Genomic DNA, 22,980 nt, shown 5'->3' on the forward strand with positions numbered 1-22,980 from the left:
GTAAGATTGTGGATAATCACGCCCTGCCGCTGGTGCTGATTAGCGGCACGCTCTGTAACGCGCGTCTCTGGCAGCCGCTGCTCCACAGACTCAATCTCTCTGACGTGCTCTGCATTACGCTGACCGACGCGACGTCGGCGGCAGACGCCTCGCGAAACCTGCTGCGCGAACTGCCGCCGCGCTTCCTGCTGGCTGGCTTTTCACTGGGGGCGATTGTGGCCCTACAGATGGTCGCCGACGCGCCACAGCGTATCGCCGGGCTGGCGCTGCTGTCGGTCAATCCCCTTGCCGATGCGCCAGAAAATGCCGCTCCCCGACGCGAGGCGGTGCGCGTGGCGCGACAGCAGGGTGTAATGAGTTGGCTCTCCGCCAGCCTGTGGCCGAAATACGTTGCCCCGACGCGCACGCAGGATGCCGCCCTGCACGATCTGATTTGCCAGATGGCCGGGGAGTGCGGGCCCGACACCCTGGCGACGCAGACTGAAATCGCCATTACCCGGCGGGACAATCGCGGGGCGCTCCCGGCCCTCGCCTGCCCCATCGTTGTTATCAACGGCCTGCACGATCCCATCTGCACGCCGTCTCACCACCAGCGGGTTATTGAGAGTGCGCCTCAGGCGACGCTTGTCACCCTCGCCTCAGCCGGACATTTCACCCTGCTGGAAGCGCCGGATGAGGTTGCTCACCCGCTACGTCACTGGATCCAGGAGTGTTTAGATGCGTAAAAACAGACTCAAGGCAATGCCCGACGGCAGCGCCATGATTAACGGCTGGCTGGCCATCCCGTCGGGCTACAGCGCGGAGATCGCCGGCCATCAGGGTTTCGATGCGGTCACCGTCGATCTTCAGCACGGCATGATTGACTTCGGCAGCGCGCTCTCCATGCTGCAGGCCCTCTCCGCCACCCCGGCGGTACCGCTGGTGCGGGTGCAGGATAACGATCCGGCGCAGATCATGCGCATGCTGGATGCGGGTGCCTACGGCATTATCTGCCCGATGATCTCCACGGCCGAAGAGGCTCGCCGTTTTGTGGCCGCCTGCCGCTATCCGCCGCTGGGCAACCGCTCCTTTGGCCCTGCCCGGGGGCTGCTCTACGGTGGTGCGGATTATCCGCAGCACGCCAACGACGAAATATTGACCCTGGCGATGATCGAAACCCGGGACGGGCTGGCGAACCTGGATGCCATCCTCGCCACCGACGGACTGAATGGGGTCTTCATCGGCCCGAACGATCTGTCGTTGACCCTGACCGGCAGCGCCAGCGCCGAATCCCGTCACCCTGAGATGCTGGCCGCCATCGAGCGGGTCGTCAGCCGGTGTCGTCAGTGGAATAAAATCGCCGGGATCTTTTGCACCTCGGGTGAGGCTGCCGCCCGGCGCATTAGCGAAGGTTTCCAGTTTGTCACCCCGGCGAACGATGTCATGCAACTTGGCCGCGCCTCACGCGAAGCCATCGCCCTGGCGCGGGGCAATGCACTCCCCACTACCGGCGCATCAGGTTATTAACAGGAGAAAAGATGAAAGCACGTCACATTAGCCCCGAACTGGCCCGCAGCCGTCTGGTTGCCCCTGAAGATATGGTGTCCTGCAATCTTGCGTTTATCGACTGCAAGCTCCCCGGCTCCCACCTGAAACAGAACTACTCCTTTATTGGCCCGGGCGTGACCCAGTCCTCCGCTCAGGTGGTCAATATCCCGGAGCCGCACGGCTTTAATATCGGCGCCGCGGCGATGCCAAAAGGGGTGACCAATAACCTGCATCTGCATTTCACCGCCGAAGTGTTCTTGATTCACGAGGGCACGTGGCGTTTTCGCTGGGGAGCCAACGGCGAAAATGAAGCCGAGTTCAGCGCCCCGGCCATTCTTTCCATTCCCACCTGGATCTTCCGCGGCTTTACCAATGTCAGTAAAGAAGAGACCTGCGGCATGGTCTACACGGTGCTTGGGGGAAATAACACGGGGGGAATTATCTGGCATCCGTCGATTCTGAACGCGGCCAGCGAGTATGGCCTCTATCTGAGCAAAGACAACATGCTTATCGACGTGAATGCGGGCGATACCCTTCCGGAACCGGCAGAACTGCTGGCGCCATTGCCTGCAGAAGAGATCGCCGCCCTGCGCCACTACTCCGTGGAGGAGATGCGCCAGCGGGCGGTGACCGGGGACGATCGGCGCTGGTCGGCGGCGGGGTTACTCGATTCGGTCCTGCCCGGCCACGGCGGCGAGATCGCCCCGGCGATCGGCTTTGGTATCAGCCAGGATAAACACGCCGCGCCAGCTATCGTTAACCCGCACGGTTTTTCCGTTGAGTGGCTGCGCCTGGCCGCGGAGCATGTGGTGGGTCGCCACCTCTGCCCGGACGTACAGGTGATCATGGTCTTTAAAGGCACGCTGGAGGTGACCTGGAATAAAGAGGGCGAAGAGGTGAGCATTGTCGCCCCTGAGTGTTCGGTCATTTCGGTTCCGGCCAACAGCTGGCGGCGTTATCGCGCGTTGGATGGCGACATGGAGTGCATTCTGACTACCGAGGGCGATCAGCGTAAGCGCGTCTACTGGGATGAAGAGATACTGCAACAGGCGAGAGCGGCAAACCGCTGTCTGGATCCGGACGGGTACGTCACGGCGGCGGATCTGCTGCCGGAAACGGCGAAGCGCGCGGGTCTGAAACTTGAGGCGCTACCGTAAACGGAATCAGGGCGGGATCGCCCGCCCTGAATGCGGCGTGTTACTCGAAGTAAACGCCAGGATTTTCGGACAGCGAAACGAAGGTTTTCGTCTCTTTATCCAGGGCGCGAATTTCGCCGCTTTCGATATCGTACACCCAGCCGTGCAGGCGAATGGCGTTGTTACGCAGGCCGACCGCCACTGAAGGATGGGTTTTGATGTTGCTCAGCTGGGCGAAGACGTTCTCCTGCACCATGGCGTTAACCTTGTCGGTCGGGGTTTCCCAGGTTTTCTTTTCCACCACCGCTTTCGCCGCATCGGAGTAGCGCAGCCAGTGAGAGACGGCAGGCATCGGCTCGAGGTTGGCGTTGTCGGCAATCGCCTTCATCGCGCCACAGTTAGAGTGACCGCAGATCACGATATCGGTCACGCCCAGGGCGACCACCGCATATTCGATGGTGGCGGATACACCGCCCGGCTCCGGCCCGAAAGGCGGAACGATGTTGCCAGCATTGCGAATGACAAAGAGCTGTCCCGGCTCCTGCTGGGTTACTAACTCCGGCACCAGGCGGCTGTCAGAACAGGAGATGAACAGCGCTTTGGGATTCTGGCTGGACGCCAGACTGCGGAAAAGGTCTTTACGTTGCGGAAAAATTTCTTTTTGAAAGCTGAGAAAACCTTCAATGATATGTTGCATAGCAATGTCTCATTTTTTTGTGATTGTTACAGGCATGATCGAGATCACGGTTTTTTGAGTTTACCCACCGGTCACGACTTCAGACAAGCAATATATTTCTGGACCGACCGCATGACAATCTCCCGCGCGTTCGCGGAAATGTTCTGGCCTTCAAAGGCGCCGTAGAGGCGTTCGAAGGAAACCTTTTCCAGCCGGGCGGCGATCTCAGCCACGACGCCTGCCGGGAGCGGCAGCATGTTCGGGTAGCTCCACATAAACGACACCGCATCTTTGCCCGGCGTGACCTGCAGAATATCCCCGGCCAGCAGAATACCGCCGTCGCGGTGCCAGTGCAGCACCGTCCCGCCGGCAAAATGGCCGCCCAGTCGGTGCAGCGTCACGTCAGGGACGATCTCCAGCGAATCCCCCTCCCAGAAGCGCAGCGCCGGGCTGTCCCTCATCACCCACTGCCGATCCCTGGCGTGCAGGTATACCGGGGCGTTAAAGGCCGCCGCCCAATCCTGCATGGTGGTGTAGTAGTGCGGGTGCGAGATGGCGATGGCGTCGATACCGCCCAGCGCGTTCACCAGCGCCTGGGTGGCGGGATCGAGATTGGCGATACAGTCCCACAGCACATTACCCTGCGCGGTTCTCAGCAGGATCGCGCGCTGGTTGATGGCAAACGCGGGCACGGTTTTGATGCTCAATAAGTGGGGTTCGAGCTGTTGCCACTTGTTGGTGTGCGTGCGGGTCAGGGCGGAAAAATCAAGCCACTCCTGGCCCGTCGCGGGTACATACTGGCGCTCATCTTCGCAAATGGCACAGTGCTGCGGTTCGCGGTCGGCGTCATAAGACGTGCCGCAGGTTTTACATAAGACGATCACAACGCCTCCTGAGTCCGGGTAAGTCATCAGTATGGCAAGGATTATCCTTATGTGCGCTGGGGTGCCTCCTCCCTCTGTTTTGCTCTATAATACGACCTGGAACAAAAACCGAACAAAGCAGGTAAACGATGGAAATTGATCTCAACAATCTGGTGTTTGACGGGCTGGACGAAGCCGAAGAACGTAACGCTGAACGCCTTGAAGATGCGGATAAAAAAGCCCAGGCGATCGTAGCGGATGATGATTGCGGCGACGCCTGCAAGATCTGATGTAAAAAGCCCCGGACTCGCGTCGGGGCTTTTAGTTTTATGCCGGGTGGCGCTACGCTTACCCGGCCTACAACACCCTTCCCTCAGAGCCGCTTAAGCGCAGCGCCGCCGGGCGTTTTTACGACTTCTTCAGGCCATCAATGGCTTGCTGCGCGCAGGCTTCATCCAGATGACCACCCGGCGCGCCGCCAATGCCGATGGCGCCAATCACCTCATCCCCTTCCCTGACCGGGACTCCCCCCGCCAGCAGCAGAAGGCCAGGGATATCGCGCAGGTTCTGCGCGCCCGCGTTGCTCTGGGCAGACTCCATCACCTTCCCCGACGCGTTTTTGGTGCTGAGGGCGGTAAAGGCTTTCATTTCGCTGGCTTTCAGGGTGTGCGGACCGGCGTTATCCGTGCGCTGCACCGCTTTTACCACCCCGGCGCGATCCACCACCGTGACGCTGACCTGATAATTTTTTGCTGTGCAGGCCTGGATCGCCGCGCTGGCTAACGCATTCGCCTGGGCCAGGGAGAGATTTTTTTGCGCCACAGACTGTGCATGCGCCGATACGCTGACCATCCCTGCTACACACGCTGCCGCCATCATTAACTTTTTCATCGCACATCCTCTTGTAAGTGGGAACCCTTGCAGCGTATCCAGTCGTGGGATGAAATGTTATTCGGTTGACTACGCGGTGATCCTGGTAGTTATACGGATTGTAATTTGTCATATTCCCGGATGGCCTGCACCAGACTTGAGACGCCCAGCTTGGCGAACACCGCCGCCCGGTGCGCTTCCACTGTCCTTGGGGAGAGATTAAGCCGGGCGGCGACCGCTTTATTACTGCTGCCTTCCATGAGCGCCTGCAGCACCTCATGCTCCCGGGTGGTGAGCTGTTCAAACCGCGCTCGGACCCGCGTGGCCTCCTGCCAGACGCCCAGGCGCCGCTGGCTCTCGGCGAGGGCGGCGGTGATGGATTCGATCAGCCTGTCGGCATCCAGCGGCTTGGTGAAAAATTCAAACACGCCGTTGTGAAACGCGCGGCGGCAGGCATCAATGGTGCCATGACCGGTCATGAGGATCACCGGCAGCAGCGGCCAGGGCCATGCCCCCTCCTCCAGCCAGGCGAGCCCACCTTTTCCCGGCATGCGCATGTCCAGTAGCAGACAGCCGGTCAGGGATTTTTCCCCACTCTGAGCCGCGGTAAACGCGGCAATACTGTCATAAGGCTCCACATGCCAGTTCATACCGGTGAAAAGAAAAACCAGCGACTCTCTGACTGACGCATCATCATCAATCAACCAGATGACGTTATCCATTTACCTGACCTCCGTGGTGAGCAAACTGCAATCTGATCCTGGCCCCGCCCTCCGGGGCATTATCCAGAGCCAGCGTGCCATTCATCCGGGTGACCAACGACTCCGTTAAGGTCATTCCCAGCCCCGTGCCGCCCTCTCGCCCGCTATAAAAAGGCATAAAGGCGTTGTGGAGCGCTTCCGGGGTAAAGCCCGGGCCACCGTCAGTGATCGCTATATGGATGCGTTCGCCTTCGCGATGGCTGCGGATATGCACCCATCCTGCGGCGCGCTCCTGCTGGGCCTGAATAGCGTTGCTGAGCAGGTTATGCAGCACCTGCTCCAGCCACAGCCGGTCGGCGCAGAGCGTGCGGGCATCGGCGGCGAAATCATGGGTAAGACGAACAGGACTGGCGGTGCGCTCATGCTCCAGCAGGTTACTGACATGCCGCCAGCACTCGGCCAGATCTACTGCTTCTAAGGTGACAGCCTCCTGGGTCACGTGCTCACGAAAGCGGGTCAGCAGCGCGCTAATGCGCTGGGTTTGCACCAGCGCCGAGCCCAGCGCCTGAGCAACCGCCGCAGGGTTATCCTGGCGCACCTGGCGCTGCGCCCCCTGGATCCAGGTCTGCACCGCCGTGAGAGGCTGGTTGATCTCATGCACAATGCCCGCGGTGATCTCCCCCAGGGTATTGAGCCGGGCATGTTGATAGTACCAGGCGCGCTGGTCGGCGTTCTGGCGCTGCTTACGCTGCCAGAGGATCACGCCACCCGCCGCGACCACAATAGCCCAGCCCGCAAACAGCAGGACAAACGGCAGCAGCGCCACGCTCAGCCACGCCGGTTGGGCCTCGGCCAGCAGAATAAACGGCTGGGTATGCTGAGAAAACTGTCGCTGCCAGTGCCAGAAAGCCTCTGTTGGCGGTGGCTGCACCTCACCGGAGAGATTCAGGGTGAGGCGGGAAAAGCGGGGCCAGGCGTTAAGGACCGGCGAAGGGTCAATCAGCACCCGGATCTGTCGCCAGGGGTTGTAGAGCCAGTACTGCGTGCCCGTCACCGGTTCAACCCGGGCGGCGTCGAGTGCGCGACCAGAGGTGGTTTGCAGGTCGAGTATTTGCGGGAATTTTTTACGCAGCGCCGTCAGATCTTCATCGCCATTCAACAGCGGCAGCACTGACTCATTCTGGGTGAGAACCGCGCCGATCTCCGTAAACGCCGTGGCAAATTCCCGGTCGAGTGCCCAGTACTGACGGCGGATCTGTTCGGCATACAGCAGCACGCTGCTGAGCAGGCAGAGCGTGAGCCAAATCAGGAGCCCTCGTTGTAGATAGTTTTTGCTGTTCATTCATTTAACTGGCGCAGGAAAAGGACGCCAGAGACCTTAGCAGGAAGCTAAGCCGTGGACAAAACTTGCGGCGATTTTTGGATGTTAGCGTCCAGAATGGCAGAGGGTGCGGTGAAGAATGCACACCTCATTCCAGTATGTTTCCCGCACCAGACGGTGTTCAGCGTGGCGTTTGGTCATGGAACCACTCCGGGTCAATATTGGCGATATCCACACCGTAGAGGCTGGCGACAGGCAGAATGGATTCAATAATACGCTGCGCGCTGTTCTCTTCCGATCGTGCGGTAAAAAACCGCCGTAACGTACTCATCAGTTTGTCCATTGCCCTGTTCCTCATGTGCTCAACCTGAAAGCAGTACAACAGCAATCCGTCGGCGATGGAAATGCCGATTCCGGCAGAGGATTTGCGCCAGGCGCAAAAGCAACGCTGCTTTAACCGCTGAGTAACGCGCTGTTCACTAATGATTTTTTTCGTTAAGCAAAGATAATATTGGCATTTGGCTACCTGCGCCGGGTATGGGAGCGTATGAGGACAAAATAAAAACAGAAGCAGAGGAACCTATGGCAATACACACAAAACGGACGCTGGCACTGGCTTTACTGGCCGCTGTCGGGATGGTTTCCACCCAGGCGCAGGCAGACCAGCTGGCGGATATTAAGGCGGCGGGTGTGGTGAAAGTCGCAACGTTTGATGCCAATCCGCCGTTTGGATCGGTGGATGCAAAAAGCCATGAGATCGTCGGCTATGACGTCGACTTCGCTAAAGCGCTGGCAAAATCACTCGGGGTAAAACTGGAGCTGGTCGCCACTAACCCGGCAAACCGCATCCCGCTGCTACAGTCCGGGAAAGCGGATCTGATTGTGGCGGATATCACCATCACCCCGGAACGGGCGCAGGTGATCGACTTTTCGACCCCCTATTTCGTGACCGGGCAGCAGTTCCTGGTTCCGGCCAAGGGCGCGGATAAACTGGAGGCCTACAGCAAGGCGCGTATCGGGGCGGTAAAAGGCACCACCGGGGAGCAGGCGCTGCATCAGCGTTTCCCGCAGTCCCGCGTGCTCTCTTATGACGATATTCCGCTGGCGCTGACGGCGTTGCGCAACGGCAACGTGCAGGCGATCACCCAGGACAGCACCATTCTGGCGGGTCTGCTGGCCCAGGCGCCGGATAAAGCCAACTTTAAGATCCTCCCGGATCTGCTAAGTAAAGAAGAGATTGGCGTCGGGGTGAAAAAAGGCGAAACCGCGCTGTTAAAGGTGGTGAACGATGAGCTGGTGAAGCTGGAGAATACAGGCGACGCGGCAAAAATCTACGATGCCTGGTTTGGTCCACAGACGCCCTCCCCGCAGCCTCGCGCCTTTAAAATAGAAGCCCAGTAATATGCTGTCAGGTTTATTCTCTCGCTCCGCGGCCCGTGCCGCGGATTTTTCACATCTGCAACAGGCCAGCGTCACCTTTTGCGAGGTGGTGAAACGTTACGGCGACCGCCCGGTGCTGAAAGGCATCAACCTCAGCGTGACGCCCGGTGAGGTGGTCGCTATTCTCGGCCCGTCGGGTTCCGGTAAATCGACGCTGATTCGCCTGATCAACCAGCTGGAAGATCTCACCTCCGGCGACATCCTGATTGACGGGAAATCTACGCGCCAGCTCCCCCGCCAGGCGTTGCGCCAGCTACGCAGCCGGGTCGGTTTTGTCTTCCAGCAGTTTAATCTCTACAGCCATCTGACGGCCCGACAAAACATCGCCCTGGCGCTGAGGCACGTTCATGGCTGGCATTCGGCAGAGGCCGACACCCGCGCCGATAGATTGCTGGCGCAGGTGGGGATGGCGGATAAAGCCGATCACTATCCGGAAGCCTTATCCGGTGGGCAGCAGCAGCGGGTGGCGATCGCCCGGGCCCTGGCCTCCTCGCCGCAGATCATCCTCTTTGACGAGCCCACCTCGGCCCTCGATCCGGAGATGATTGGCGAAGTGCTGCTTGTGATGAAAGCCCTCGCCCACAGCGGGATCACCATGATTGTGGTCACCCATGAGATGCAGTTTGCCCGGGAGATTGCCGACCGGGTGGTGTTCATCGATGGCGGGCACATTCTGGAGGTGGCTCCGCCGGAACAGTTTTTTCAGCATCCTGCCCATCCGCGCACCCAGCGTTTTCTGCAGAAGGTGCTTAACCCGCTGCATCCGGGAGGGGTGTGATGCCCAACCTCGACTGGGAAGGGGTGCTGACCGGCCAGCCCTTGCAGTGGATCTTGTCCGGTTTTCTCACCACCCTGTGGGTGACGCTGGCAGGGATGGTGGTCGCCAGCCTTATTACTCTCGCCTCTCTGGGATTGCGTCTCGCCGGGGGGCGCATCGGCGCGCATATCGTCGCCCTGTGGGTATCGCTGTTTCGCAATACGCCACTTCTGGTGCAGCTGCTGTTCTGGTATTTCGCCGCCTGGAACGGGCTGCCGCAGGGGTTTCGCACCTTTGTGATGGACGATCATGCCTGGGCGGTGCTGCCGGGTCCGGTCTGGTGGTTTACGCCAGAGTTTCTCTGCTCCGCCTGGGGACTGGGGGTCTTTACCTCGGCCTTTTTGACAGAGGAGATCACCGCCGGGCTACGCGCCGTTTCCGCCGGGCAGCGGGAAGCCGCCCTGGCGCAGGGCTTTTCCCCCTGGCCGCTGCTGCGGTATATCCTGCTGCCGCAGGGGCTGGCGAACGCCTGGCAGCCGGTGGTGGGTCAGTACCTCAATCTGATGAAACTCTCTTCGCTGGCAAGCGGCATCGGCTTTGCGGAGCTCACCTACCAGGTGCGGCAGACAGAGAGCTATAACGCCCACGCGCTGGAGGCTTTCAGCATCGGCACGGTACTGTACCTGCTCACAGGCGTGGCGATGGGGGTGTTGCTGACCAGACTGGGACCTTCAACCGAACGGCGCCGTAAAGCCGCCATCACCCCCCGGAGTGAAGAGAGATGTTAGCCGGACTTACTGTCATTACCGATAACCTGGATTATCTGCTCTGGGGACGGACTGCGACCGGAGAGCCGGGCGGCGTGCTGTTGACGCTACTGATGGCTTTGGGTGCCGCGGCGCTGGCGTTCCCGGCTGGAATAGCGCTGGCGGGGCTGGCGTGGCGTTTCCCGGGTGGCCTGCGCAAAGCCCTGTTCCTGTGGGCTGAGATTATCCGCGGCATCCCGCTGATTTTTGTCATTTTCTGGCTGTGGTATCTGTTACCCCTCATCACCGGAGGCGATCTGCCGGGGGCGCTGACCGTTACTCTCGCGCTGGCGTGGTTTACCGCCGCCGCCGTGATGCACTCCGTGCTGGCCGGGCTGAATGCGTTGCCTGGGGGACAATATGAAGCCGCTCAGGCCCAGGGGTTTGGCGCGCTGCAAACGCTGGGGTTACTCCTGCTGCCGCAGGCGTTGCGCAACACCCTGCCTTCGCTAATGGGGATTTTTATCAGCCTGCTGAAGGACACCTCACTGGCCTTTATTGTCAACGTGCCGGAGCTGACCACCGTGGCAGGCCAGGTGAACAACCGGGTGCAGATCTACCCGGCGGCTATTTTTATTTTTACTGGCGTGGTCTATTACCTGCTGTGCTGTGGCGTTGAACAGCTGGCGAAACGCTGGCGGCTTAACCGGCCAGCGCTTTAACGACGGTTTCCATCGCCTGGGTGGTTAATTCGCTGCGTTTCACCCGCTGGTTTGCCAGTACGGTGCGTAGTACCCCGGCGATGACGATATGCTTCGGCTCCTGCCCCAAATCGCGCATCTCAAGAACGACTTTGCCTACCACGCGACACATCTCCTGATACAGCGCTTCGTCTTTGGTTACATTGCCCATGACTTTCACTCCGTTGCCTTAAAAGGCCAGCTTAATAGATTCATCGCCGTTATACAAAAAAGCCCGACGAGAGACTCGCCGGGCTTTGAAATCAAACGGATAAATCAGTTGTTAACCGGGATCACCGCGCCTTTATACTTGGTGCGGATCCAGTCCTGGATCTCTTTAGAGTGCAGCACGTCCACCAGCGCCACGATGTCTTTCTTCTTCTCATCGCCACGGTGAACGGTGATGATGTTGGCGTACGGGTTGTTTTCACCGCTCTCCACCGCAATCGGGTCGTGAACCGGGTCCAGACCGGCGTCAATGGCGTAGTTGGCATTGATGACAACCGCCGCGCCCTCGTCGTTGTTATACATCTGCGGCAGCAGGGAGGCTTCTACGTTCGGGGTGAACTGCAGCTTTTTCGGGTTCTCAACGATGTCGCTGATGCGCGCGGTCACTTTGTCGATGCCCGGCTTCAGCTTGATCACGCCCTCTTTCTCGAAGATAGAGAGGATACGTCCCTCTTCAGAGACCGCATCACGCATGATGATTTTGCCGCCTTCCGGCAGATCTTTCAGCGACTTGTATTTTTTGGAGTAGATACCGATTGGCTCGATGTGGATCGCCCCGGCGCTGACGAAATCGTACTCTTTATCCCCGGCGTGATCTTTCAGCACGCTGTTGAGGTATGGAATGTGCTGGAAGTAGTTGGCATCGATGTCACGACCCGCCAGCGCGGTGTTCGGCAGGATGTAGTCCTGGAACGGTTTGATCTCCAGATCGATACCCTGTTTCGCCAGAATCGGCTTCGCCTGCTCCAGAATTTCGGCGTGCGGGGTGTTGGAGGCTCCCACGGTCAGGGTATCAGCCCAGGAGGCAAAGCTCAGGGCGCTCAGGGTTGCTGCGGCGATCAACGTCAGTGTCTTTTTCATGATGATGGTTCCTGTGTATTGTTGTGTTTATCTTTTATCAAGAATGGAAGTAATGATGTCGCCGCAGAACTGGATAATGAAAACGATGATCAAAATGGTCACCGTTGCCACCAGCGTGACGTCACCATGGTTGCGCTGGAATCCCTCCAGATAAGCCAGATTTCCCAGACCACCGGCACCAATCACCCCCGCCATGGCGCTGTAGCTCACCAGGGCAATCAGCGTCACCGTGATCCCTGAGACCAGGGCTGGTGAGGATTCCGGCAGTAAAACGCGAAAGATTAATGTGCTGAGTCGGGCGCCCATTGAGCGCGTCGCCTCGATCACCCCTTTGTCCACTTCACGCAGGGCGATCTCCACCAGACGGGCGTAGAACGGCGCGGCACCGACGATCAACGCAGGCAGTGCGGCGTTGGCCCCGAGGATGGTCCCCACCACGGTTTTGGTGAAGGGGATCAGCAGCACAATCAGAATGATGAACGGGATGGAGCGGAAGACGTTCACCACAATCGAAATGACGCTGTAGACCGTGCGGTTATGGAACATGCCACCGCGTGCGGTTAAAAAGAGCGCCAGACCGAGGACAAGCCCGAGCACAAAAGTCGCAACGCCGGAGAGCGCGGTCATATACAGCGTCTCCAGGGTGGCGGCCCAGAGCTGGTCCCATTTCAGGTGCGGGAAGAGATTCTCAGCCATGTTTAATTACCTCGCCTTCAATATCACTGTGCTGCAAATCGGCGAGGATATTGTTCAGTTGTTCATCTGTTGCCACCACGTGCAGCCAGAGCTGGCCGAAGACGCCGTGGGCGGTTTGTGTCATTTTGCCGTGCAGGATGTTAAACGGCAGGCCGTAGCGCAACGTCAGTTCCCCGACGACCGGTTTGTGGGTGCTGTGGCCGGTAAAGGTCAGCTTAATAACGGTGCCTTCCAGTTCGTTTGCCAGCTCGCTGTTAAAGGTTTCGTCTTCGGCGTACTGGCTGACCTGACGCACAAACTGTTGCGTAATCGGCTGCTGAGGATGGGTAAAGACCTGCAGCACGTCGCCCTCTTCCACCACTTTGCCGTTTTCCATCACCGCCACACGGTCACAGATTTTGCGCACCACGTGCATCTCATGGGTGATGAGTACAATGGTGAGCTTAAAACGACGGTTGATGTCGAGGAGCAGATCGAGGATCTGATCGGTGGTCTGGGGATCCAGCGCCGACGTGGCCTCGTCGCAGAGCAGCACGTCCGGGTTGTTGGCCAGCGCGCGGGCAATGCCCACGCGCTGCTTTTGCCCACCGCTAAGCTGGGACGGATAAGCCTGTTCGCGGCCTTTCAGCCCCACCAGCTCAACCAGTTCTGCCACGCGGGCTTTGATTTTGGCTTTAGGCACCCCGGCAATCTGCATTGAAAAGGCGATGTTCTCGCTCACGGTGCGCGACCACAGCAGATTGAAGTGCTGAAACACCATACTGATCTTCAGCCGCGCCTGGCGCAGGGTTTCACCTTTCGCCGCGGAGATGTCGTGTCCGTTAATCGTCACGCTGCCGGTGGTCGGCTTTTCCAGGCCATTGAGCAGGCGGATTAAGGTACTTTTACCCGCGCCGCTGTAGCCAATAATTCCATAAATTTGCCCCTGCTCTATCGTCAGGTTCACGTTATCAACGGCTGTCAGCGCCACTTTTCCGTTGTCAAAAATCTTTGAAATATTCCTGAGTACAATCATTCTTCGGGTAATCCGTTCGCCTGTGGCGGTTTAGCAGTATGGATGTCCAAACGATAGTAAACAGCCGTTATTAGCTTTTGAATGAATGAAAAGGAATATCTTATAACTTTGAGTGATAAGAGGCGTGACACCTGGGGAGAAGGCCTTTGCTAATTTTCTGCAATCGATAGCTAAAAAGTCGCCATAGCGAAACGCCATAAAAATGGGGCATTTGCCTGAAGGTTTTTCGCGAGCGCAACATCTACGCGGTCAACCTTAACGCATTGATAACAACCCTTTGTAAAACTGCATATATAATTTTTGAAACGCTGTTTTCATTTTCCTTTTGCGCATCTTTCAGCGTATAATGCGCGCCTGTCTTCTGATGAATGGTTTCAGCGCTTGGACTACAAAAAACAACGCATACAACTTAACCTCTCTCCCTGGGCTGAAACACAGGCACACATTCTTCTGCACGCTCAATTGATGTCACCTATCCTTACTGCGTGCCATAAAAAATTTCGCAACACAGGTTTGACTCCAGGGCTCTGCGCCCCCGGAGCGAGATTTCCATATCCTTCCCAACTTAAAGACTAAGACTGTCATGAAAAAGACGAAAATTGTTTGCACCATCGGCCCGAAAACCGAATCTGAAGAGATGCTGACCAAAATGCTGGACGCCGGCATGAACGTGATGCGTCTGAACTTCTCTCACGGTGACTATGCTGAACACGGCCAGCGCATCCAGAACCTGCGCAACGTGATGAGCAAGACCGGTAAAAAAGCAGCAATCCTGCTGGATACCAAAGGTCCAGAAATTCGTACCATTAAACTGGAAGGCGGCAACGACGTTTCGCTGAAAGCGGGACAGACTTTCACCTTCACTACAGACAAGTCTGTTGTCGGCAACAGTGAAATCGTTGCTGTGACCTATGAAGGCTTCACCAGCGACCTGTCCGTCGGTAACACCGTTCTGGTGGACGACGGCCTGATCGGTATGGAAGTCACCGCTATCGAAGGTAACAAAGTTATCTGTAAAGTGCTGAACAACGGCGACCTGGGCGAAAACAAAGGCGTTAACCTGCCAGGCGTTTCCATCGCGCTGCCAGCCCTGGCTGAGAAAGACAAACAGGACCTGATCTTCGGTTGCGAGCAAGGCGTTGACTTCGTTGCAGCTTCCTTTATCCGTAAGCGTTCTGACGTTGTTGAAATCCGTGAGCACCTGAAAGCCCACGGCGGCGAAAACATCCAGATCATCTCCAAAATCGAAAACCAGGAAGGCCTGAACAACTTCGACGAAATCCTCGAAGCCTCTGACGGCATCATGGTTGCGCGTGGTGACCTGGGCGTTGAGATCCCGGTTGAAGAGGTGATCTTCGCGCAGAAGATGATGATCGAGAAGTGTGTTCGCGCGCGTAAAGTGGTTATCACCGCAACGCAGATGCTGGACTCCATGATCAAAAACCCACGCCCTACCCGCGCAGAAGCCGGCGACGTGGCGAACGCCATCCTCGACGGTACCGATGCGGTAATGCTCTCTGGCGAATCGGCTAAAGGTAAGTACCCGCTGGAAGCGGTCTCCATCATGGCGACCATCTGTGAGCGTACCGACCGCGTGATGAAAAGCCGTCTGGATTACAACAACGACAGCCGTAAACTGCGCATCACCGAAGCCGTGTGCCGTGGCGCGGTAGAAACCGCCGAGAAACTGGAAGCACCGCTGATTGTCGTCGCCACCCAGGGCGGTAAATCTGCTCGCGCAGTGCGTAAATACTTCCCGGACGCGACCATTCTGGCATTGACCACCAACGAAACCACTGCGCGTCAGCTGGTGCTGAGCAAAGGCGTGGTTCCACACCTGGTAAAAGAGATCGCCTCTACTGACGATTTCTACCGCCTGGGTAAAGAAGTGGCCCTGCAGCTGGTTGAACGTGGCCTGGCGCAGAAAGGCGACGTTGTGGTGATGGTTTCTGGTGCACTGGTTCCAAGCGGCACCACTAATACCGCATCTGTTCACGTGCTGTAATAATTTCGTTCGAATTAGTTTGTATAAAAAGCGTCCTTCGGGGCGCTTTTTTTATTTCCGCTATCAGCCAAAGTTATTAAAAAAGCAAATCGGGTTTTTCTATTTAACGGGGTCGTTTTCTAAGATGAATCCGATGAAAATTGTCTGTTTTAACACAATATTTTTCATGAAATAGTCAAAACAGGTGCTTCTTTGAGCGAACGATCAAAAATAGGCATATTCCCATCAAAAAAATATTCTCAACCTAAAAAACTTTGTGTAATACTTGTAACGCTACATGGAGATTAACTCAATCTAGAGGGTATTAATAATGAATCGTACTAAACTGGTACTGGGCGCGGTAATCCTGGGTTCTACTCTGCTGGCAGGTTGCTCCAGCAACGCTAAAATCGATCAGCTGTCTTCTGACGTTCAGACTCTGAACGCTAAAGTTGACCAGCTGAGCAACGACGTGAACGCAATGCGTTCCGACGTTCAGGCTGCTAAAGACGACGCAGCTCGCGCTAACCAGCGTCTGGACAACCAGGCTACTAAATACCGTAAGTAATAGTACCTGTGTTAATAAAATGGCGCACATTGTGCGCCATTTTTTTTTGCCCCGCATTTCGCTTTACTGAATCGCCTGTTCATGCCCCACCGACGAAAGCGTGTTCTTCGCTGAAAGCCCACTACTGTTCACATTCGCCCCGGCACCTGTCGAGACCTCCACCGGGATACCCGCCCGACGCGACAACGCTTTGTTCACTAACGTCTTATCGCTGCCACTCTGCGACATAAAGGATGCAAGCGCACTGGAGTGGGCAATCGCCAGCGTTTGCGGATTCTCCCCTTCCATCGTCGCCAGCGGACGATGCACTTCAACGTAGCGCTTACCGTCCGGCTCAACCGAGAACTTCACCGGCTCATTGATGATCTGCACCCGCGTGCCGACAGAGGTCTGGGCGAAGAGCGCTTTGATATCCGGCGCATTCATACGCATACAACCGGAACTGACGCGCAGCCCCACGCTGTCGGGCGCGCTGGTGCCATGGATCAGGTATTCACCGTTACCCACGCCCAGACGCAGCGCAAAGCGTCCTAACGGGTTATTTGGCCCTGCGGGTACTACCGGCGGCAGTTTGATGCCCTGGGCCAGCGAGCGCGCTCTGATGCCCGCAGTTGGCGTCCAGGTCGGATTCGGGATCTTCTGGCTGATGCGGGTGGTGGTCACCGGCGTGTCCAGCCCCAGCTGTCCAATGCCCAGCGGATAGACCTGCACGCTATTTTCACCCGGGGGATAGAAGTAGAGCCGCAGCTCCGCCAGATTCACCACAATCCCTTCCCGAGGGGTATCCGGCAGCAACATTTGCGACGGAATGGTGATCACCGTTCCCGGCGCCGGATAGACCGGGGCGATAGTATTATTGGCTTCGAGTATTAAATGCGCAGCGGTATTAAACCGGCGCGCAATGGCCTGCAGGTTATTATCACCTTCCTGAACAACATAGGTCTGATTTTGCCCGATTAACCGGCTACCCGCCGCTGGCAAAGGATAATCCACCGCCCGGGCGCTATTAAGCGCGCTGAGCGAACCTAAAAGAATGAGAGTTAATAAAGACGCGCGCTTCATACTGAGATTCCTTATTCACTGACAGAACGTCAGAAAGCTGAAAAATCCGCGAGGCGGGAGCCGTCTCGCGGAGCAGAATGAGGGCTGTCCTGATAGTTTAGCTAATGTTGGCGGCTTTGGAGCGGATTGCGCGGATCATCGCCTCAAGCCCCTGGGACCGGGAGGGGGTTAAATGCTGGGTGAGCGCCATTTTTTCAAACCACGGACGGACGTCAAAAGCGACAATATCCTGGGCGGACATCTGCTGATATAAAATAAACACGACGGCAATAAGGCCTTTGACTATTGCCGCATCACTGTCGCCCGCTAATTCAATCACCCCGGCTTCATTCTGGTGCATTATTATCCACACCTGGCTCTGACACCCCTGAATACTATTTTCCGGGACGTGGTCGCTTTCGCTGAGGGCAGGCAGACGCTGCCCCAGCTCAATGATGTAGAGGTACTTCTCTTCCCAGTTTGCGCAACGCGTAAAATTACGCAGCAATTTATCTCTGTCTGGCAATGCAGCCATCTCTAGCCCTCTTTTTAGCCCAGCAGCTGGTGGATACGCTTCAGCCCGGCCACCAGTCTGTCGACCTCTTCCAGTGTGTTGTACATCACCAGCGATGCGCGGCACATCGCCGGTACCTGATAAAACGCCATCAGCGGCATAGCGCAGTGGTGTCCGGTTCGCACCGCCACCCCGTAGTTATCGAGAAAACTGCCCACGTCATAGGCGTGGTGTTTGCCAAGGTTAAAGGCAATAACACCCTGACGGTCCGCCGGGCCATACAGCGTGAGATCCGGCACGCTGGCAAGTTCCGCCAGAGCGTAGCGCATCAGCATCTGTTCATATTCGGCGATAGCATCAAGGCCGATGCCTGACACATACTCCATCGCCGCGCCCAGCCCGATAATGCCGCCGGTGTTAGGCGTGCCCGCCTCAAAGCGCCACGGCGCCCGGGCGTAGGTTGTGCCTCCGCTCAGGCTGACGGTGGCGATCATCGACCCGCCCCCTTCCCACGGCGGCATCGCCTGTAAAATCTCATCTTTGACGTACAGCACGCCGATACCGGTAGGCCCGTAGAGCTTATGGCCGGAAAAGACATAGAAGTCGCAGTCCAGCGCCTGGACATCCACCGTATGGTGCATCACCGCCTGGGCGCCATCAATCAGCACTTTCGCCCCCACCTGGTGGGCTTTGGCGATAATCTCCGCCACCGGATTTTCGGTACCCAGCACGTTGGAGATCTGAGTAATGGCCACCAGCCGGGTGCGTTCATCCAGCAGGGTATCCAGCTGTTCAAGCTGTAACGTGCCATCCTCGTTAAGCGGGATAACCCGCAGTTCCGCCCCGACGCGCTCGCACAGCATCTGCCAGGGCACGATATTGGCGTGGTGCTCCATCTGACTGATGATGATGTTATCGCCCGCGTGCACTTCGGCGCTGCCCCAGCTGTTCGCCACCAGGTTGATCCCTTCGGTGGTACCGCGCACAAAGACCAGCTCCTCCGGCGAGCGGGCGTTTAAAAATGTTGCCGCGCGGGTACGGACATTCTCCATCCGCTGCGTCGCCTCGGCGCTGAGGGTGTGGATCCCCCGGTGCACCGCCGCGTAACCATGCCGGTAAAACTCCGCCTCGGCCTCGATCACCTGCGTGGGCTTTTGCGCGCTGGCGGCGCTGTCGAGATAGGCAAGCGGCAGACCGTTTACTTCACGGGTCAGGACAGGAAAATCCGCCCGCACTTTCTCTACAGGGAAAATCATGCCACACCTCCAGGCAGACGCTGGCCGATACGCGCCAGCACCTGCTGTCTTAACGTTTCATCGTCGAGGGCTTCGGTCAGCTCAGCAGCAAAGGCGTAGATAATCATCTTCTCGGCCGCCTGCTTATCGATCCCGCGGGAGCGCAGATAGAACATCTGCTCATCGTCGATCCGCCCCACGGTGGCGCCGTGGCTGCACTTCACATCATCGGCGTAAATTTCCAGCTGCGGTTTGGTGTCCACCTCCGCCAGTCGCCCCATCAGCAGATTGTTGTTGGTCATCTGGCCGTCGGTTTTGATGGCGTGCTGCGCCACGTTGATCAGCCCGTTGAAGACGGCCCGCCCCTTATCGCTGACGATGGTTTTATGCAGCTGGCGGCTGTTGCAGTAGCCCTTGTTGTGCTCAAGCCAGGTACGGGTGTCGCACACTTCAGATTTCACCGGCATCGCCAGGCTGTTGATGCGCAGGGTCGTATTTTCGCCGTTAAGCTGAGTGCTGGTGTTATGGCGCAGTACTGCGCCCCCCAGCAGGAAGCTGTGGCTGAATGCCGTCGCATCGGCGGCCATCAACAGGTCGTTATGGGCGAAGTGGTGGCTCGCCGCGTTCTCGAACGCCAGCTTGATATGGTGCAGCCGGGCGTTAGCCGCCACGTTCATGGTCAGGCGCGAGCCGGTGAAATGGTGCATCTCATTGAGACTTACGTAATGCTCAATGATGGTTGCTTCTGCACCCTGCGCCAGTTCCAGATGGTGACGATAGTGAGCAGTGTTGATCTCTTCGCCTTCAAGTCCCTGGGTGATGTGCATCAGCAGCAGCGGCTTTTCAGGACGGGCGTTACGTTTCACGCTGATATGCGTCACGCTCTGGGCCAGACTTTCGGTCAGATGCAGGAACAGCTCCGGCTGAACCGGTGCCGCCAGGCTTTGCCGCTCGTCGTTAATGGTCACCTCAAACCCGCTGCCGTCGGTGCTGTCGCTCAGTTCCGGACTAAAGCGTCCGTCAACAAAGACCAGCCGCGTGGCGTCGAGAGTAAGCGCCAGGGCATCCCGATCGCTCGCTGCCACCCTGGCGGGTCGGGAAACAAACTCGCCGTTAAGCAACCCTTCCAGCGGGGTATATTTCCAGTTTTCGTGCTTACGCGTCGGCAACCCGAGGCGCAGCATCTGCTGCAGGTGCTGCTGGGCCTGTTCAGAGCGGGTTCCGCCCTGTGCCTCAAACAGGCGGTGCCACTGCTGCAGCGCGTTACTGCTGTTCGCTAAGCCAGCCATAGCCCTGCTCCTCCAGCTGTTTGACCAGCGTAAAATCACCCGATTTCACAATCCGCCCCTGATAGAGCACATGCACATAATCGGGTTTGATGTAATCAAGGATGCGCTGATAGTGGGTGACGATGATAAACGACCGCTTGCCGTCGCGCAGGGCGTTAACGCCGTCGGCGACGATTTTCAGGGCGTCGATATCGAGCCCGGAGTCGGTTTCATCGAGGATGCACAGCTCCGGCTCCAGCACCGCCATCTGCAGAATGTCGTTGCGCTTCTTCTCCCCGCCGGAAAAACCGACGTTGACCGAGCGGGTGAGCAGATCTTCCGGCATCTTCAGCAGCTGGATCTTCTCTTCCATCAGATCCTGGAAATCAAAGCGATCCAGCTCCTCTTCGCTGCGGTATTTGCGCACGGCATTCAGGGCGGTCTGCAGGAAGAACTGGTTGCTGACGCCTGGGATCTCTACCGGGTACTGGAAGGCCATAAAAATGCCCTCCCCGGCTCTCTCTTCCGGTGACAGCTCCAGCAGATCTTTGCCCTTAAAGTCGACCGAACCGCCGACCACTTCGTAATCTTCGCGCCCGGCAAGGGTGGCTGACAGCGTACTTTTGCCCGACCCGTTAGGGCCCATAATCGCATGCACTTCGCCCGGGCGGACCTCAAGGCTCAGGCCGCGCAGGATCGCTTTATCTTCCACACTGACCTGTAAATCTTTAATGCTTAACATGTGCTTTCCTTAATCCTTAGCCGACGCTGTGTTCGAGGCTGATCGCCAGTAATTTTTGTGCTTCCACGGCAAACTCCAGCGGTAGTTCAGAGAACACATCCTTACAGAAGCCGTTCACAATCATCGAGATGGCATCCTCTTCGCTGATGCCGCGCTGCAGGCAGTAGAAGAGCTGATCTTCGCCGATCCGCGAGGTTGTCGCTTCGTGTTCCAGCTGGGCGCTGTTATTGCGACACTCAACATACGGGAAGGTATGCGCCCCGCAGTCCGGGCCAATCAGCATGGAGTCGCACTGGGTAAAGTTACGGGCGTTGGTGGCCGTCGGCATGATTTTGACTAAGCCGCGATAGCTGTTCTGGCTCTGCCCAGCGGAGATCCCTTTCGAAATGATGGTCGACCGGGTGTTTTTGCCGATGTGGATCATCTTGGTGCCGGTATCGGCCTGCTGATGCCCGCTGGTCAGCGCCACGGAGTAGAACTCGCCGATGGAGTTATCCCCGCGCAGAATACAGCTCGGATATTTCCAGGTGATGGCGGAGCCGGTCTCAGACTGGGTCCACGACATTTTACTGTTTTCGCCTTCGCACAGGGCGCGCTTGGTGACGAAGTTCAGGATGCCGCCGGTGTTATTATCCCCCGGGAACCAGTTCTGCACCGTCGAATATTTCACCTCGGCGTCTTTATGGATGATCACCTCCACCACTGCCGCGTGCAGCTGGTAGCTGTCGCGCACCGGGGCGGAACAGCCCTCGATATAGCTGACGTAGCTACCCTCATCGGCAACGAGGATGGTGCGTTCAAACTGGCCGGTTTTCTCGGCGTTGATACGGAAATAGGTAGAGAGTTCCATCGGGCAGCGCACGCCTTTCGGCACGTAGATAAAGGTGCCGTCGGAGGCTACCGCCGCGTTGAGGGCGGCAAAGAAGTTGTCATTGCCCGGCACGACGGTGCCAAGATATTTCTTCACCAGCTCTGGGTGATCGTGGATAGCTTCCCCGAAGGAGCAGAAGATGATCCCCTGCTCGCCCAGTTTTTCGCGATAAGTAGTCGCGACCGAGACGGAGTCAAAGATGGCGTCCACCGCCACCTCGCGCCCTTCACGTACCGGCACGCCGAGCTGTTCGAACGCCTCCTCCACCTCTTTACTTAAAAAGGCGTTAGCCCCGGTCTGCTGTACCGCACCGGGCTCAGAGGCGCAGGTGTCGTCGCAATGACCGCAGGAGGGGGCAGAGTAGTAGCTGTAATTCTGATAGTTAAGCTTATCGTAGTGCGCCTTCAGCCAGTGCGGCTCTTCCATCTCCAGCCAGGCTTTGAACGCATTCAGCCGGAACTCCAGCATCCAGTCGGGTTCGTTACGCTTGGCGGAAATCGCGCGGATGACCTCTTCGTTAATCCCTTTTGCCAGCTCGTCGGTCTGCAATTGGGTGAAGAAGCCCTCTTTGTAATTAATGTGGCCGCCGGACCAGGTGTTGACGTCGTCAGTTGCTTCAGTATGTCGAGACATAATACCGCCTATACCCCAAAACTTTCGCCGCAGCCGCATTCGTTCTGGGCTTTCGGGTTATTGAATTTGAATAACTGGTTTAAGCCTTCGCGCACGTAATCCACTTCCGTACCGTCAATAAACGGCATCGCCTGGAGCGGCACATAGAGCCGGGCGCCGTCATGTTCAAAAACCAGATCGTCTTTTTCCGGCTGGCTGACGGTGGTGAGGACATAGCCGAAACCGGCGCAGCCCGTCTGTTTCACCCCTAACCGCACGCCGAGCATATCTGCCTGTTTGCTCACCAGCTCGCGAATGTGCGCCGCTGCGGCAGGGGTCAGCGATAATCCGCGCCATGCAAAATCTGTCGGATCAAACGTTTCTGAATGCTGTTCCATAAGTCCACCTCATGTATTGCGCCCTCTGGGCATAACACCATGTTAGTGATAATGATTATCACTTCAACCCCTCACTTGCAGGGGCATTCGGCTTAATCGCCCTTTTTGCATACTTTTATTAAGCATAGACCCTGATGACAGGCTTAACAGGCCTGACGAAGATTGTTTAA

The 22,980-nt window shown here is 57.5% G+C and carries 28 protein-coding genes; 11 read left to right on the forward strand and 17 right to left on the reverse strand.

Annotation, left to right across the window (positions count from 1 at the left end):
• Positions 1–8 precede the first annotated feature (8 nt).
• The 3 genes from ACOKCT_RS11490 to ACOKCT_RS11500 are packed head-to-tail and all read left to right on the forward strand — an operon-like array spanning position 9 to position 2,684.
• Positions 9–725: an alpha/beta fold hydrolase gene (locus ACOKCT_RS11490; RefSeq protein WP_420193501.1), complete on the forward strand. Its 717-nt coding sequence runs from the start codon at positions 9–11 to the stop codon at positions 723–725.
• Positions 718–1,506, forward strand: coding sequence for an HpcH/HpaI aldolase family protein (locus ACOKCT_RS11495; protein ID WP_420193502.1), 789 nt, complete (start codon positions 718–720; stop codon positions 1,504–1,506). Before ACOKCT_RS11490 ends, ACOKCT_RS11495 begins: the two co-directional genes overlap by 8 nt.
• An 11-nt stretch (positions 1,507–1,517) precedes the next feature.
• Positions 1,518–2,684, forward strand: coding sequence for a cupin (locus ACOKCT_RS11500; RefSeq protein ID WP_420193503.1), 1,167 nt, complete (start codon positions 1,518–1,520; stop codon positions 2,682–2,684).
• Positions 2,685–2,724: 40 nt separating this feature from the next.
• Here the strand turns inward: ACOKCT_RS11500 and ACOKCT_RS11505 are convergent, their stop codons facing one another.
• Entirely contained in the window at positions 2,725–3,360 is a 636-nt protein-coding gene (locus ACOKCT_RS11505) for a carbonic anhydrase (protein WP_103179339.1), read from the reverse strand.
• A 71-nt stretch (positions 3,361–3,431) separates the two neighbouring features.
• Positions 3,432–4,223 (reverse strand): MBL fold metallo-hydrolase, encoded by a 792-nt coding sequence (locus ACOKCT_RS11510; RefSeq protein WP_420193504.1) that lies wholly within the window; start codon positions 4,221–4,223, stop codon positions 3,432–3,434.
• Positions 4,224–4,351: 128 nt separating this feature from the next.
• Here ACOKCT_RS11510 and ACOKCT_RS11515 point away from each other — a divergent pair, with 128 nt between their 5' ends.
• Positions 4,352–4,492 (forward strand): hypothetical protein, encoded by a 141-nt coding sequence (locus ACOKCT_RS11515; protein ID WP_032617828.1) that lies wholly within the window; start codon positions 4,352–4,354, stop codon positions 4,490–4,492.
• Positions 4,493–4,610: 118 nt separating this feature from the next.
• On the opposite strand, the gene ACOKCT_RS11520 is transcribed toward ACOKCT_RS11515, so the two are convergent.
• From ACOKCT_RS11520 to ACOKCT_RS11535, 4 genes are all read right to left on the reverse strand, one after another.
• The gene (locus tag ACOKCT_RS11520; protein WP_103179337.1) at positions 4,611–5,093 is read right to left on the reverse strand and encodes a GlcG/HbpS family heme-binding protein; all 483 of its coding nucleotides are present in this window, start codon (positions 5,091–5,093) and stop codon (positions 4,611–4,613) included.
• An 89-nt stretch (positions 5,094–5,182) separates the two neighbouring features.
• Positions 5,183–5,794: a response regulator transcription factor gene (locus ACOKCT_RS11525; RefSeq protein ID WP_420193505.1), complete on the reverse strand. Its 612-nt coding sequence runs from the start codon at positions 5,792–5,794 to the stop codon at positions 5,183–5,185.
• Positions 5,787–7,115, reverse strand: a complete 1,329-nt coding sequence (locus ACOKCT_RS11530; protein ID WP_420193506.1) for a sensor histidine kinase — start codon at positions 7,113–7,115, stop codon at positions 5,787–5,789. Before ACOKCT_RS11530 ends, ACOKCT_RS11525 begins: the two co-directional genes overlap by 8 nt.
• Positions 7,116–7,275: 160 nt before the next feature.
• Complete coding sequence (locus ACOKCT_RS11535) at positions 7,276–7,437, reverse strand: hypothetical protein (RefSeq protein ID WP_168192014.1); 162 nt, start codon at positions 7,435–7,437, stop codon at positions 7,276–7,278.
• 239 nt (positions 7,438–7,676) lie between these two features.
• Between ACOKCT_RS11535 and ACOKCT_RS11540 the strand changes: the two genes are divergently transcribed.
• The 4 genes from ACOKCT_RS11540 to ACOKCT_RS11555 are packed head-to-tail and all read left to right on the forward strand — an operon-like array spanning position 7,677 to position 10,759.
• On the forward strand, positions 7,677–8,495 hold the full coding sequence (locus ACOKCT_RS11540) for an ABC transporter substrate-binding protein (RefSeq protein ID WP_103179334.1): 819 nt from the start codon (positions 7,677–7,679) through the stop codon (positions 8,493–8,495).
• 1 nt (position 8,496) lies between these two features.
• Positions 8,497–9,312 carry an amino acid ABC transporter ATP-binding protein gene (locus ACOKCT_RS11545; protein WP_156654369.1) on the forward strand — a complete coding sequence of 272 codons (816 nt, stop codon included), beginning with the start codon at positions 8,497–8,499 and terminating at the stop codon, positions 9,310–9,312.
• The gene (locus tag ACOKCT_RS11550) at positions 9,309–10,079 is read left to right on the forward strand and encodes an amino acid ABC transporter permease (protein WP_420193507.1); all 771 of its coding nucleotides are present in this window, start codon (positions 9,309–9,311) and stop codon (positions 10,077–10,079) included. Before ACOKCT_RS11545 ends, ACOKCT_RS11550 begins: the two co-directional genes overlap by 4 nt.
• A complete protein-coding gene (locus ACOKCT_RS11555; RefSeq protein WP_103179331.1) occupies positions 10,073–10,759 on the forward strand; it encodes an ABC transporter permease subunit in 687 nt (228 codons plus the stop codon). The genes ACOKCT_RS11550 and ACOKCT_RS11555 overlap by 7 nt, the downstream gene beginning before the upstream one ends.
• On the opposite strand, the gene fumD is transcribed toward ACOKCT_RS11555, so the two are convergent.
• The 4 genes from fumD to ACOKCT_RS11575 form a co-directional block, all read right to left on the reverse strand.
• Complete coding sequence (fumD, locus tag ACOKCT_RS11560) at positions 10,740–10,949, reverse strand: fumarate hydratase FumD (protein WP_420193508.1); 210 nt, start codon at positions 10,947–10,949, stop codon at positions 10,740–10,742. The genes ACOKCT_RS11555 and fumD overlap by 20 nt on opposite strands.
• A gap of 104 nt (positions 10,950–11,053) precedes the next feature.
• Positions 11,054–11,866: a MetQ/NlpA family ABC transporter substrate-binding protein gene (locus tag ACOKCT_RS11565; protein ID WP_039029111.1), complete on the reverse strand. Its 813-nt coding sequence runs from the start codon at positions 11,864–11,866 to the stop codon at positions 11,054–11,056.
• 27 nt (positions 11,867–11,893) lie between these two features.
• Positions 11,894–12,562, reverse strand: coding sequence for a methionine ABC transporter permease (locus ACOKCT_RS11570; RefSeq protein WP_103179330.1), 669 nt, complete (start codon positions 12,560–12,562; stop codon positions 11,894–11,896).
• Positions 12,555–13,577, reverse strand: coding sequence for a methionine ABC transporter ATP-binding protein (locus tag ACOKCT_RS11575; protein WP_103179329.1), 1,023 nt, complete (start codon positions 13,575–13,577; stop codon positions 12,555–12,557). Before ACOKCT_RS11575 ends, ACOKCT_RS11570 begins: the two co-directional genes overlap by 8 nt.
• Before the next feature lie 381 nt (positions 13,578–13,958).
• Here ACOKCT_RS11575 and ACOKCT_RS11580 point away from each other — a divergent pair, with 381 nt between their 5' ends.
• From ACOKCT_RS11580 to lpp, 3 genes are all read left to right on the forward strand, one after another.
• The gene (locus ACOKCT_RS11580) at positions 13,959–14,153 is read left to right on the forward strand and encodes a hypothetical protein (protein ID WP_418936632.1); all 195 of its coding nucleotides are present in this window, start codon (positions 13,959–13,961) and stop codon (positions 14,151–14,153) included.
• Positions 14,154–14,160: 7 nt separating this feature from the next.
• Positions 14,161–15,582 (forward strand): pyruvate kinase PykF, encoded by a 1,422-nt coding sequence (gene pykF, locus ACOKCT_RS11585; protein WP_103179328.1) that lies wholly within the window; start codon positions 14,161–14,163, stop codon positions 15,580–15,582.
• A 310-nt stretch (positions 15,583–15,892) separates the two neighbouring features.
• Complete coding sequence (lpp, locus tag ACOKCT_RS11590) at positions 15,893–16,129, forward strand: murein lipoprotein Lpp (protein WP_001082307.1); 237 nt, start codon at positions 15,893–15,895, stop codon at positions 16,127–16,129.
• Between the two features lie 63 nt (positions 16,130–16,192).
• Here lpp and ldtE read toward each other — a convergent pair whose 3' ends face one another.
• The 7 genes from ldtE to sufA all read right to left on the reverse strand — a co-directional run bounded on the left by ldtE (position 16,193) and on the right by sufA (position 22,810).
• A complete protein-coding gene (gene ldtE, locus ACOKCT_RS11595) occupies positions 16,193–17,191 on the reverse strand; it encodes a L,D-transpeptidase LdtE (protein ID WP_103179327.1) in 999 nt (332 codons plus the stop codon).
• A gap of 97 nt (positions 17,192–17,288) precedes the next feature.
• Entirely contained in the window at positions 17,289–17,705 is a 417-nt protein-coding gene (gene sufE, locus ACOKCT_RS11600; protein ID WP_103179326.1) for a cysteine desulfuration protein SufE, read from the reverse strand.
• A 14-nt stretch (positions 17,706–17,719) separates the two neighbouring features.
• Positions 17,720–18,940 (reverse strand): cysteine desulfurase SufS, encoded by a 1,221-nt coding sequence (sufS, locus tag ACOKCT_RS11605; protein ID WP_420193509.1) that lies wholly within the window; start codon positions 18,938–18,940, stop codon positions 17,720–17,722.
• A complete protein-coding gene (sufD, locus tag ACOKCT_RS11610; protein ID WP_103791328.1) occupies positions 18,937–20,208 on the reverse strand; it encodes a Fe-S cluster assembly protein SufD in 1,272 nt (423 codons plus the stop codon). The genes sufS and sufD overlap by 4 nt, the downstream gene beginning before the upstream one ends.
• Complete coding sequence (gene sufC, locus ACOKCT_RS11615; RefSeq protein ID WP_039029104.1) at positions 20,183–20,929, reverse strand: Fe-S cluster assembly ATPase SufC; 747 nt, start codon at positions 20,927–20,929, stop codon at positions 20,183–20,185. The genes sufD and sufC overlap by 26 nt, the downstream gene beginning before the upstream one ends.
• Positions 20,930–20,945: 16 nt before the next feature.
• Positions 20,946–22,433, reverse strand: a complete 1,488-nt coding sequence (gene sufB / locus ACOKCT_RS11620) for a Fe-S cluster assembly protein SufB (RefSeq protein ID WP_103179323.1) — start codon at positions 22,431–22,433, stop codon at positions 20,946–20,948.
• An 8-nt stretch (positions 22,434–22,441) separates the two neighbouring features.
• Complete coding sequence (gene sufA / locus ACOKCT_RS11625) at positions 22,442–22,810, reverse strand: Fe-S cluster assembly scaffold SufA (RefSeq protein ID WP_103179322.1); 369 nt, start codon at positions 22,808–22,810, stop codon at positions 22,442–22,444.
• Positions 22,811–22,980 lie beyond the last annotated feature (170 nt).

Origin of the sequence: Leclercia sp. M-A074-M (assembly GCF_965195605.1) — a bacterium.
Taxonomy (GTDB): domain Bacteria; phylum Pseudomonadota; class Gammaproteobacteria; order Enterobacterales; family Enterobacteriaceae; genus Enterobacter.